At 60.2% G+C, this 12292-nt stretch carries 10 protein-coding genes; 3 read left to right on the plus strand and 7 right to left on the minus strand.

Annotated elements, in window-relative coordinates:
• The first annotated feature begins 106 nt into the window (after positions 1-106).
• Complete coding sequence (gene dkgB, locus MQW23_RS03945) at positions 107-919, plus strand: 2,5-didehydrogluconate reductase DkgB (RefSeq protein ID WP_252106512.1); 813 nt, start codon at positions 107-109, stop codon at positions 917-919.
• A 3-nt stretch (positions 920-922) separates the two neighbouring features.
• Here the strand turns inward: dkgB and MQW23_RS03950 are convergent, their stop codons facing one another.
• Positions 923-1618, minus strand: a complete 696-nt coding sequence (locus MQW23_RS03950; protein WP_252106513.1) for a response regulator transcription factor — start codon at positions 1616-1618, stop codon at positions 923-925.
• Positions 1619-1771: 153 nt separating this feature from the next.
• On the opposite strand from MQW23_RS03950, the gene MQW23_RS03955 reads away from it, so the two are divergent.
• A complete protein-coding gene (locus MQW23_RS03955; RefSeq protein ID WP_252106514.1) occupies positions 1772-2272 on the plus strand; it encodes a putative pterin-binding protein in 501 nt (166 codons plus the stop codon).
• A gap of 22 nt (positions 2273-2294) precedes the next feature.
• The gene (locus MQW23_RS03960) at positions 2295-4547 is read left to right on the plus strand and encodes an ATP-binding protein (RefSeq protein ID WP_252106515.1); all 2253 of its coding nucleotides are present in this window, start codon (positions 2295-2297) and stop codon (positions 4545-4547) included.
• Here the strand turns inward: MQW23_RS03960 and MQW23_RS03965 are convergent.
• The 6 genes from MQW23_RS03965 to MQW23_RS03990 form a co-directional block, all read right to left on the minus strand.
• Positions 4508-5701: an EAL domain-containing response regulator gene (locus MQW23_RS03965; protein ID WP_252106516.1), complete on the minus strand. Its 1194-nt coding sequence runs from the start codon at positions 5699-5701 to the stop codon at positions 4508-4510. The two genes, MQW23_RS03960 and MQW23_RS03965, sit on opposite strands and share 40 nt — an antisense overlap.
• Positions 5702-5819: 118 nt before the next feature.
• A complete protein-coding gene (locus tag MQW23_RS03970; RefSeq protein WP_252106517.1) occupies positions 5820-7487 on the minus strand; it encodes a methyl-accepting chemotaxis protein in 1668 nt (555 codons plus the stop codon).
• Positions 7488-7641: 154 nt separating this feature from the next.
• Entirely contained in the window at positions 7642-9480 is a 1839-nt protein-coding gene (locus MQW23_RS03975; protein ID WP_252106518.1) for an ABC transporter ATP-binding protein, read from the minus strand.
• Between the two features lie 86 nt (positions 9481-9566).
• Positions 9567-11171 carry a gamma-glutamyltransferase family protein gene (locus MQW23_RS03980; RefSeq protein WP_252106519.1) on the minus strand — a complete coding sequence of 535 codons (1605 nt, stop codon included), beginning with the start codon at positions 11169-11171 and terminating at the stop codon, positions 9567-9569.
• 17 nt (positions 11172-11188) lie between these two features.
• Positions 11189-11719 (minus strand): chromate transporter, encoded by a 531-nt coding sequence (locus MQW23_RS03985; protein ID WP_252106520.1) that lies wholly within the window; start codon positions 11717-11719, stop codon positions 11189-11191.
• Positions 11716-12291, minus strand: coding sequence for a chromate transporter (locus MQW23_RS03990; protein WP_252106521.1), 576 nt, complete (start codon positions 12289-12291; stop codon positions 11716-11718). Before MQW23_RS03990 ends, MQW23_RS03985 begins: the two co-directional genes overlap by 4 nt.
• Position 12292 lies beyond the last annotated feature (1 nt).

Genomic DNA, 12292 nt, shown 5'->3' on the forward strand with positions numbered 1-12292 from the left:
GCGGGTGGCGCGCCTCGCTCGTGGGTTGAAGTCGGCGCGAGCTGCCCCATATCTTGAGTGTGTCGATGGCACACGTACGTGTCTCACTGGAAAAGGATGACTGATCATGACCGCAAGCACACTACCCAATCCCGGTTTCGGTACCTATCGCTTGGAAGGCGACACGCTCAAGCAAGGCATTCATACCGCGCTTGAAGCCGGTTACCGGCATATCGACACCGCCCAGTTCTATGGCAACGAGTCGACCGTCGGCGAAGCAATTCGTGACTCGAGCGTACCGCGGGGCGACATCTTTCTGACCACCAAGGTGTGGTTCGACCAGCTCGAGCCGGCGGCGCTGAAGGCGAGCGTCGATGAGTCACTTTCCAAACTCAAGACCGAATACGTGGATCTTCTGCTGATTCACTGGCCGTCACCCAATGACGAGGTGGCGATGCGCGACTATCTCACCGCGCTAAAGGAAGTAAAGGCGGAAGGTAAGGCGCGCCATATCGGCGTCTCCAACTTCACCATCGCCCAGATCGACGAGGCTATCGATATTTTGGGCGAGGGCGAAATCCTCACCAACCAGATCGAAGTGCACCCATTCCTGCAAAACCGAAAGCTGGTCGAGCATTGCAAGGCTCACGGTATCGAGGTGACCGCTTTTATGCCGCTGGCAGTAGGCAAAGTGATGGACGACCCGGTACTCAAGCAGATCGCTGGCGTACACGGCGTCAGCCCGGCGGAGATCACCATGGCCTGGATCAAGGCGCGTGGACTTGCAACCATTCCGTCCTCTACCAAGGCGCGCAATATTCAAAGCAACATCAAGGCCTTCGACATCACACTGACCGAAGCCGAGATGAACGACATCGCCACGCTTGATCGCGGTGAGCGCATTGCCAATCCGGACATGGCGCCGGAGTGGGATGAGTAGCGCCTACGCTGTCGGCGCGCAGGTTTCCAGCCGGTAGCCGGACTGATAAACGCTTCTCAAGCGCAGCCCGTGGCGGCCGTCGAGCTCCAGCTTGCGCCGCAACCGGCTCACGTGAGTATCGACGGTGCGGGTCGGCAGGTCCCCCTTGAGGCCCCATACCAGCTCCAGCAGGTGCGGCCGAGTGAGCGTGGCCCCGGGCTTACTGAAGAGAAGCGCGGCCAAGCGGTACTCGCGCTCGGTCAGATCGGTGGGCTCGGCGTTGAGATAAATCTGGCGCTGATCGCTATCCACCGAGTAGGCATCGCAGATATTCGCGGCGGCCGGCGCTGGCGCCTGCCAGGTGCGCCGGCCGAGCGCGTTGATCCGCGCCAGTAACTCCTTGGGGCGCAGCGGCTTGGCGAGAAAGTCGTCGGCGCCCTGTTCCAGCGCCTGCACCACGTCTTCCTCCTGCTGGCTTGCCGTAATGAATAAAATCGGGCCCTTCCAGCCATCGTTGTGCCGCAGGTGGCCTACGACGTCCATGCCGCAGCCGTCGGGCAGTCGCCAGTCGATGATCAGAAAATCGAAAAGCTGCTGATCCATGCGCCGTCGAAGTTCGCTTGCGCGCCCAAACAGCGATACCTGGTGCTGCTCGGCCGCTAAACACTGCTCGATATACGCCTGCTGATCCGGGTCGTCTTCCAATACACCAATATGCATGGGTGAGTCCTCGCTGTCTGGCTTCGCTCTCGGCCAAAAGGCTCCCTTGTCTCGCCGCCGAGCATTTCGACACAAAGGTTCACAGTTAGGCGTTGAACGGCCGATATATAATCAAGGCTTCGAGATCCGCGTCTTATCAGGAGTCTTTTAACCATGCGCTACCCGATCGCTCTTGCCCCTGCGTTACTGTTACTCTCTTTATCGGCCGCTGGCGAAAATCTTGAGCCGCCGCAGGGACCTGTGCTGCTCGTCGTGTCGGGACATCTCGACAACACCAACGTAGGTGACGAGGCGCATTTTGATCGCGCGATGCTGGAAGCACTCGAACAGCACGAAACCCACACGCATACGCCCTGGCACGACGGCGCCGTCAATTTCTCGGGCCCCTTGGGCCGCGCGCTACTCGAAGCCGTTGGCAGCGACAGCGATCAGGTGCGGGTCACGGCGCTGAACGACTACGCGGCGACGATACCGGTCAGCGACTTCTATCAGTACGACCTGATCTTTGCGATGCGCGCCGACGGTGAGCCGCTTCGCGTACGCGACCAGGGGCCGCTGTTCGTCATCTACCCCTTCGACGATGATCCGGATCTTTTGAACGAAATTACGCTCAACCGCTCGGTGTGGCAGGTCAATCGGCTCAACATCGAGTAAGCCAATACGGGAAGGCTGCCCGATGAAGATACTTCAGCGCTACTTTTCCAATGGGGCCAGAATCGCCACGTTTTCGGCGATTCTTTTCTTTTTCTCGGCGCTGGCCACCGGCGGTATGATCTATTACCGCCAGTACGCGTTGGAAAATCGCCTGCTCGAAAACCTACTCTGGTCCGCCTATCAGTTCGACCGCGAGGCGCAGGAGTTTCGGCTAGAGCTTTTACAGGCGGCCCCCGAGAGCGCCTCGGCCGAGACGCTTTTGACCCGCTTCGAAATTCTCTATAGCCGGCAGATGCTGCTTCAGCGCGGTGACATGGGAAAGGAGATCGATCGAGTTGAAAGTTTACGCACGCGAGTAGAAAATTCCCTTATCGAGATCACGGCGCTGGATACGCTGCTGGAGGACCTGTGGGACAACCCGGAAGGGCTCTCACCGGCGCTGCTCGAATCGCTGCGTGCTCGGGCAACGAGCCTGCAAGCGCTGACTGCGGAAGTACTGGTCGAAACCAATACGAGCGTCGTGCAGGCACGCGCCCAGGAGCGGGAGAGCTTGAACCGGCTCTATGGGCTTGCGCTGATACTGATTACGCTGTTGATGCTCTCCGGCGCCCTGCTGGTGCGGGCGCTGGTACTCGAAGGTCGCTCGAATCTGGCCAAGGCGCGGGCACTGGAAAAGCAGAGCCTGGAGCTCAACGCGACCGCGCAAAAAGCCGAAGCCGCCAGTCGCGCCAAGTCGGAATTCATGGCGATCGTCAGCCACGAAATACGCACCCCGCTCAACGGCATCGTCGGCATGGCTGATTTACTCACAGATGAGGTTAAAACGCCGGCGGCCAACGACTATCTGTCGGCCATCAAGCGAAGCGCCGATAGCCTTCGCTGCGCGATCAACGATATTCTGGACTACACCAAGATCGAGTCCGGCTATCTGGATCTCAACTCCCAGCCCTTCGATCTACATCAGTGCATCGACGAGCTCTGTACAGGCTACGCGCTGCAGGCTCAGTCCCAAACCGTTGCGTTCGACTACACTCAGGCCGCCGATCTTCCGCGCTACGTAGTAGGTGACCGCGCGCGCATCCGCCAGATTTTGATGAATCTGATCAACAACGCGCTGAAATTCACCGAAGATGGGTTCGTCAAATGTGCGGTGACCGTTTCAGCGCCGGGCCTTGTTCGCTTCGAGGTACGCGATACCGGCTGCGGGATCAGCGAGCAAAACCAGGCCCGGCTTTTTTCGGCCTTTTCACAAGTCGATACATCAATGTCCCGCCGTCATGAAGGCACAGGGCTAGGGCTTGCGATTTGCAAGCGGCTGGTCGAATCGATGGAGGGCGAGATCGGCGTCATCAGCGTGGAAGACGTAGGCAGCCGCTTCTGGTTCACGCTGGCGCTGCCGAGCGCCGAGGCAGTGGAAGTCTACGCTCCCCAAAGCAAGCGGCCGTGCAACATACGTGATCGGCACGTTCTGGTGGTCGAGGACAACCCGCTTAATCAAACCGTCGCATGCCAAATGCTCGAGCGGTTGGGCCAGCGGGCAAGCGTCGCTGAAAACGGTGAGACAGCGCTGGCCCTGCTGGCCAAGGGGCATGAAGAGATCGATCTGGTGCTCATGGATATGCAGATGCCGGTGCTGGACGGGCTGCAAACCACCGAGCAGTGGCGTGCCTGGGAGCGCGAGCATGATGTCGAGCGTCTTCCCGTCGTGGCCATGACGGCTAACGTCATGCCGGAGCATCGAGCAAGCTGCATGCAAAGCGGCATGGACGACATGATCCATAAACCCTTCACCCGCGACGAGCTGTATCAAGTGCTCTGCCGCCATCTCGCGACATCGCCCTCGCGCGCGCCGTTAGCCGAGCTATCCGACGAGGTCACAGAAATGACGGAGCCAGCGTGCACTATAGATAGTGCGGCACCGTCGATGGCCGGCCTGGTCGACCCGGATACTTGCACAGAGCTCAAGGAGACATTCGACGCCGCAGCGCTGGATAACCTTTTGATGACCTTTCTGAATCGCCTGGACGAGCGCCAGGAAAAACTTTCGAGTCATCTCGAGGGCGAGCGACGCGAGGCGTTTCAACAGGAGGCGCACTCGCTCAAGGGGGCGGCGTCATCGCTTGGCTGTTCGGCCATCGCCGAGTGGGCAGGCCAGATGGAGCGCCGGGCGCCCGAGGCGCCCCTGGAGGAGTTGAGCGGCGGGGTGGAACGTCTGCCTGCCTTGAAAACGTTGACTCAGCAGGCGCTCGAGAAGGAGGGCGTACTGGCGGGTTGAGTCGGCTCGTGTGAGCGCTGCTCGCCCAGCCACTGCTCAAAAGCCGCCGCGCTTTGCGGCCGGGCGAGGTAATACCCTTGCCCCAGGCTGCACCCCGCTTCAACCAGCAGATCGAACTGCGCTTGTGTTTCGATGCCTTCAGCGACGATTTCGAGCCCCATGCGTTTGCCCAGGTCGATCACGGAAAGCGTAATCGCGCGCGCGGCATCGTCCTGCTCCATCGCCGAAACGAAACTGCGATCCACCTTGAGCTCGCCGAAGGGAAGCCGGTAAAGCTGTCTCAGCGAGGAGTAGCCCGTACCAAAATCATCCAGCGACAGGCGACAACCCAAGTCGCGCAGTGCCTCCAGTACGTGGCGCGCATAGCCCAAGCATTCGATACCCACCGACTCCGTCAATTCCAGCGTGAGGCGTACCGGTCCGGTGGTGTAATGGTTTTTGAGCCGTCTGAACGACTCGATGACGCCTTCCTCCTTGATAAAATCCGCCGGGATGTTGACGGCAACGTTCAAACCCCAACCCTTGTCCTGCCACCTGGCCTGCTGGGCCAGCGCAAGTTCGAGCACTCGCCAAGTCAGCGCGCCTATCAGGCCGTGCCTTTCTGCCATCGGGATAAAGCTATCTGGAAACAGCAGCCCAAGCGTTGGATGCTGCCATCGCACCAGGGCCTCGACTCCCACGATATGGCCACGCTGTAAATCCTGCTGGGGCTGGTACACCAGAAAAAGCTCGTTGGATGCTATCGCCCGAACAAGTTCTTCCCTGGTAGGCGCCCTGGCAGAGGTTTTTAACGGCGATAAAAATGCGAAAAGACCCTTTAAGAAACTGGATTTGGGTAAAAAGCCCAGCATTTTGAGACCTTTCGACCGACCAACCTCCATGGCACGCGTCACGATATCGGAGGCATTGGTGCTAATTAGAAGGATCGTCGCATTGAGCCGCAAGTCGTGCAGATAGTCCAGAATGTCGAGCCCTGTGAACTCTCCAAGCTCAAGGTCGAGCAGGATAAGATCTACGTGAAGTAGTGAGGGCTGACGCACCAGCTCTCCCAGACTTCCTACCGTCTCGACTTTGAAGCCGCGCTGCTCCAAAAGCAGCTTACTCAAAAGCTGAACGTCCTTATCATCGTCGATGATTAACGCCGTGGAAGCCATGGCATTTCCTTAAAGTATTCTTTCTTATCAATAATTCGTTGGGAGCTTTCAGTCCATATTAACGCCCGGGGATGAAAGTGAGACACCCGCGGGCGTTTCAAGTACAAGTAGCGATTCATTAAAAGGCCGTCCATTCAGGCTCCGCTGCGACGCTTGGAAGAACGCGCTCGCGAGGCGTTACAGGTCGAGCCGCGCGAGTCGTTAACTCGGGAGCCTCGGCCTTTGAAGGCGCCTGGCTTAGCTTGAACGCGCCCACGAGCTCGCCAAGCCGGGCGGCCTGAACACTAAGCTCTGCCGCCGCCGCGCTCGACTGTTCGACCATCGAGGCGTTGTGCTGTGTCATACCATCGAGTTCGCTGACGGCATCGTTGACCTGACCGATCCCCACGCTCTGCTCTCGTGCACCGGCGCTGATTTCCGCGATGACGTCAGAGACGCGCTCGATACTTTTTACCATTTCCACCATCAGCCGCCCGGTATCCTTGACCTGGTCGACGCCTGCCTCGGTTCGGCTCATGGAGTTAGTTATCAGCGCGGCGATGTTCTTGGAGGCTTCACTCGAACGGCTGGCAAGCATGCGCACTTCCTGAGCGACCACTGCAAAGCCTCGGCCATGCTCGCCAGCCCGCGCCGCTTCCACCGAGGCGTTGAGTGCCAGAATGTTGGTTTGAAACGCGATGCCCTCAATCAGCGTGACGATATTGCTGATTTCCGATGAGGACGTACTGATGTCCTCCATGGTCTGCTCGACGCTCTGCATGGCCTGCTGGCCCTGTTGTGCGAGCTCACGCGTAGAAAGCGCCAATTGGTCGGCTTGCTGGGCCGAGTCCGAGGCGGCTTTAACGACCGCAGAGATCTCCTCCATCGAGGCTGACGTCTGCTGCAAGTTGGCGGCGGCCTGCTCGGTGCGCGCGGAAAGCTCCTGACTGCCGGTAGCGATCTCCGTCGAGGCGTGTGCAAGGCTTGTAGTGCTCGCACTGACGCTTTGAAGCGTCTTGTCGATATGGCGAATGAAACCGTCGAAGGCGTGCGCCAGCTCACCGATCTCATCGCGGCGCTGGCTATCGATACGGGCGGTCAAATCGCCATCACCGTTACTGATTTCATCGATACGTCGGCTGATCTGGCGAAGCGCCCTGGACATCATCCGAGGGCCCAGCACGGCGACCAGTGACGCGATGACGAATACCGCTAAAGCAAAGAGGAACGTCGCCATCTGTTGCGACTGAATACGCTCGACGACTGCCGCCTCGGCTTCGTGAATGGCGGTTTCGATACTCGCCCCCGCGATGTCATAAACGGCGCGCAGCTCGTTGAAGCGCTGGAGCGATTCACCGTTCATCAGCGCCAGTGCGTCGGCCAGCTGGCCCCGTTGGTGCAGCTCGAATACCTCTGATGCGCTCGAGTGCCAGTCATTGTAAAGCGCCTCGAAACCGCTGGTTTGCGAGGTCAGCGCCGGGTAGTCCTGCATCCGTTCGAGATAGAGCGCCATTCGCTCCTGGGCCTGCTGCGCGTTGTCGCGAAACTCGTTGAAAAGCTCGTTGGCGCGCTGCGAGTCTGCGGTCGTAAGCAGTGTCGTTACTTCGGCAAGCCTTGCCTGGTAGAGGTCGCGATCGCCGTTGAGCGAGGCCGTTGAGGCAGGAATATAGTGGTCGATAAACGTATCCAGGCGATGTTTGATCGTATTGACCAAGTGCGTGTCAGCCAGTACGACCGCAAGAAGAGACACGGCAACGGCAATGAACACCAGCGCATACTTCACTTTTATAAGATGGAAACGTTTCATGATAAATACCCATTAGGTAGGAGGTAATGAGTAGAAAGTAGTCTTAAAGTGTGAGCTTTGGCGAGCGCGCTGCAACAGTGTTCACACTTGTTTACCTTTTGATGCGCCTGAGTTGACAGGCGCGATAGAATCTCACTTAAATATTTTGAGTATGCTATTGATAACCCTCTGCCTGTAAACGAAAAAGCTGCGCGTAGCGGCCATTCTCTGCAAGTAACGCTTCGTGGGTGCCGCGTTCGATAATGTGGCCCTGATCGATCACTAAAATCAGATCCGCGCTTCGCACGGTGGAGAAGCGGTGCGAGATCAAAATCGTCATCTTGTCGCGGCTATGGGCGCGGAAGCGTGCGAACACATCGGCCTCGGCGGCGGCGTCCATGGCGGCGGTAGGCTCATCGAGCACTAAAATATCCGCCTCCTTGCGCATATAGGCGCGCGAAAGGGCTACTTTCTGCCACTGCCCGCCGGAAAGCTCCTGGCCATTTTTGAACCAGCGCCCAAGCTGAGTTTGATAGCCGGCGGGCATCTGTTCGATAAAACCATCGGCCAACCCAAAGTGCGCCGCTTGTTGCCAGCGGGTCTCGTCATCAAAGGCGTCGATGTCACCCACGCCCAGGTTTTCGCCCACCGGTAGCTGGTAGCGCACGAAATCCTGAAAGATCACGCCCACGCGCTTTCTTAGCGTCTGCGCATCCCAGTCGCGCAGATCGCTGCCATCGAGCAGTATGCGCCCCTCAACGGGCGAGTAGAGCCGAGTCAACAGCTTGATCAGCGTCGTCTTCCCCGAGCCGTTTTCGCCCACCAGCGCCAGGCTCTGGCCCGGTGCCAGGTGCAGTGAAATATCGCGAAGCACAACGCGCCCGCCCGGGTAGGCGAACGTGACGCTCTCGAAGCGCAGTCCGTCGCCCGGCACCTTGCCCTCGGTCAGCGTACCGCCTTCCGCTTCGGTGGGGTGCTCCAGGTAGTCGTAAAGGTTGGAGAGGTAGAGGTTGTCTTCGTACATGCCGCTAATGGCGGTGAGAATCGCGGAAAGCGCCGATTGCCCCTGCTTGAAGACCATCAGATACATCGTCATCTGGCCCAAAGTAATCGCGCCGACTACGGTTTCGAGTACCACCCAGCCATAGGCGATATAAAACGTAGCGGTGCCCAAAAGCCCCAGCAGAAACCCCCAGCCTTCGCGCTTTAGAGTCAGTCGGCGATCCTCGGCAAACAGACGATCGAAGATGGCCCGGTAACGGCTTAGAAACAGGGGCTCCAGACCGAAGAGTTTGACCTCCTTGATGCTGTCCTCGCGCGCCAACACCGTTTCCAGGTAGCTCTGCATACGCGTTTCCGGCGAGCGGCGGCGAAAAAGGCGAAAGGCATCGCCGGAGAACTTCGCCTCGGAGACGAACACCGGCACGGCGCCGGCGGCCAGTATCAATAGCGCCCAAGGCGAAAACTGCACCAGCAGCACGCTAAAGCTACCCAGCGAGATCGCGTTTTGCAGAAAGCCGAAGGTTTTGGTCACCAGCGCCAAAGGCCGGGTCGAGGCCTCGCGCCGGGCGCGGGTTAGCTTATCGTAAAGCTCGGAGTCTTCGAACTGGGAAAGCGACAGCGTGCCCGCTTTCTCCAGAATCAGCACGTTGACCTTCTGACCCAGCATCGCGCGCAAAAGCGACTGCTGAGCGGCGAGCCCGCGCTGGGCCAGTGCCATCAGCGCGATGATCAGCGCCTCGAGGGCCACCAGCCAAAGCACCGGCGCCAGAATGATCCAAAGCACCGGGTCCTCGGCGGTCTCGAAGGCTTGCATGGCGCCGACCACGCCGTCGACGATCAACTGGCCCACCCAGGCTGCGACTGCCGGTAGCACTCCGGCTACCAGCGTGCATAATGCAAGCCCCAGCGTCATCCAGCGCGAAGTGTCCCACACTAGCGAAAGCGCCCGCCGGCTGTAGCGAAACACGCTGAAGAAGCCGGCAAGCGACGATGAAGAGCCCAACAAGGCCATGGCTACTCGACCACCTTTAACGCGAAGAAAAGCGCCATGATGCAACGCTTTGCCCCGGACCACCAAGTGATCCTGCGTTTAGCACCTTAAAGCGGCAGCACCGCGCCATCGGTGCGCGGCTCGGTACCGCCCTGGAGCACGCCGGACTCGGCATTGCGCAAAATGACCTGGCCGCGGCCGAAGCTGATCGAATCGGCGACCTTGACGATTTTATGCCCGCGCCGGGCAAGCGCCAGCGCCAGGTGGTTGGGGAAGTCGGCTTCGACCTCGATGGTTTTGCCTTCGACCCATTTCCAGCGCGGCACGTCCAGCGCCGCCTGGGCGTTGAGCCCGTCGTTCAAAAGCCCGGTGACGACCTGCACGTGGCCCTGGGGCTGCATGTAGCCGCCCATGACGCCGAAGGGGCCGACCGCCTGATCGCCTTTGGTGATAAAGCCGGGGATGATGGTGTGGTAGGTACGCTTGTTGGGTGCGAGTGCGTTGGCGTGGTCCGGGTCGAGCGAGAAGGAGCTGCCGCGGTTTTGCAGGCTGATACCGGTTTCCGGGACGACTATGCCCGAGCCAAAGCCGTGGAAATTGCTCTGAATGAACGACACCATGTTGCCTTCATCGTCAGCGGTGGCCAGATACACCGTGCCGCCTTGAAACGGGTTGCCGTGGGTCGGGTCGACGGCCTGCTCATCGATCAGCGCGGCGCGCGATTTCAGGTACTCAGGGCTCAACAGCTGCTCGGTGGTGTGCGCCATGGCGCCGCGCTCGGTCAAATGCTTGAAGCCGTCCATGTAGGCGAGCTTGGTCGCCTCGATACGCCGGTGCAGGGTCTCGACCGTATCGCTGCTCTCTTCGAACTGGTCGAGCATACCGAGCGCCTGCAGTACGATCAGGCCGCTGCCGTTGGGCGGAATCTCCCAGATGTCATGGCCCTGGTAGCGCACGCCGATCGGGTCGACCCACTCCGGCGCGTAGCCGGCCAAGTCCTCCTTGCGCAAAAAACCGCCGTGTTCGCGGGAGAACGCGTCGATGCGCTCGGCGAGCTCGCCGGTGTAAAACGCCTGCGCGCGGGTCTCGGCAATCGCCCTGAGGCTTTTGGCGTGGCCGGGAGAGGCCCATATCTCGCCGGGCTGCGGGGCGTGGCCGTTGGGCGCGAAAGTGTCGAACCAGGGTGTGAAGGCGGCGTCGTCATAAGCGCCGTAGGTCTTAACCGCCTCGGCCCACATCTGATGAATCACCGGCGTGACCGCAAAGCCTTCCTCGGCAAGCGCGATGGCCGGTGCCAACAGTTCGGCGAAGGGCAGCTTGCCAAAGCGCTCGGACAGCGCCGCCCAAGCGGCCGGCGCGCCGGGAATGGTGACCGGCAGCATGCCGTGACTCGGTATCCGATCATGCCCCAGCGCCTTCATTGCCTCGATCGTGGCGGCCTTGGGCGCCTGACCGCTGGCATTCAGCCCGTGCAGCTTGCCATCCACCCAGACGATCGCAAAGGCGTCGCTGCCGATGCCGTTGGAGGTTGGCTCCACCACGGTCAGCGCCGCCGCCGTCGCGATTGCCGCGTCCACGGCGTTGCCGCCCTGCTGTAAAATGGTGATGCCCACCTGGGCGGCCAGCGGCTGAGACGTCGCGACCATGCCACGCTTGCCAAACGTGGTCATACGCCGTGAGGCGCTGGGGTAGTAGAGAGCGTCATGTTGCATATCGAGATCCTTTTGAATCAGCCCAGTAAAAGGGCTCCGTAGATCAGCGCGCCGATCACCACAAACGCCGGGTGGACTTTCAGCCACACCAGCGCTGCAGCGGCCACGGCGCCGATGATCAACGTATGAACGAGACCGGCGCTTTCCATGCCTTGCAGAAAGAAGCCCAGGGTGAGCCAAGCCATCATGACGGCGATGACCGGGCGCACCCACTGGCTCATGCGTTTGACGCGTGGCGATTCGCGGTGACGGTAAAGAAGCCCAAGCGCCCCGAGCATGAGCAGAAGCGACGGCACCACGGTGGCCAGCACCGCCACCAGCGCCCCCAAGGCACCGGCAACCTCATAACCGATGTAGCCGGCCATCTTGGTGGCGATAGGGCTTGGCAGCGCGTTGCCTAGCGCCAGGGTTTCGGCGAAGCCTTGAGAGGTCATCCAGCCGTAGCGGCCGACCACCTCGGCTTCGATCAGCGGAATGATGGCGGGGCCGCCGCCATAGCCGATGATGTTGGGAATGAAGAACGCCAGAAAAAGCTCCCAGTAGATCATGCGGACTCCTCCGAGGACGTTTGTCGGGCAGCTTTGGGCTTGCGTTTGGGCGCGAGCAGCGCCGAGACGAGCAGGGCGCCGATGATGAGCCCCGGGTGTACCCCAAGCCCGTAGATCAGCCCGCCGGCTACCAGGGCGAGGACGATACTGGCAAGCCAGCCAAGCGAGGCTTTGGATTTTTCCAGGAAATCCCAGGTGAGCTGCCCCATCATGATCATGACCACCGGAATCACCGCTTGGCCCATGCCGCGAATCCAGCCGACATCGCGGTAGCGGCTGAACACGCCGAGCATCACGATCATGGCCACGATCATCGGGCCGATCACGGCCAGCACTGAAACGAGGCAGCCGGCAACGCCGCCTACCCGATAGCCGATATAGCCGGGTATCTTGGTCGCGATCGGGCCGGGCAGGGTGTTACCGATCGCCAGAACGTCGGCAAACTCTTCATCGGTGAGCCAGGCGTTGCGCTTGACCACCTCGGCGTGGATCAGCGGAATCATCGACGGTCCGCCGCCGAAGCCGAAAATGCCCACGCGGAAAAAGGCCCAGAATAGTGCCGGTAGTGTCATG

Source organism: Halomonas sp. S3-1-1 (assembly GCF_023757625.1).
Lineage (GTDB): Bacteria > Pseudomonadota > Gammaproteobacteria > Pseudomonadales > Halomonadaceae > Vreelandella.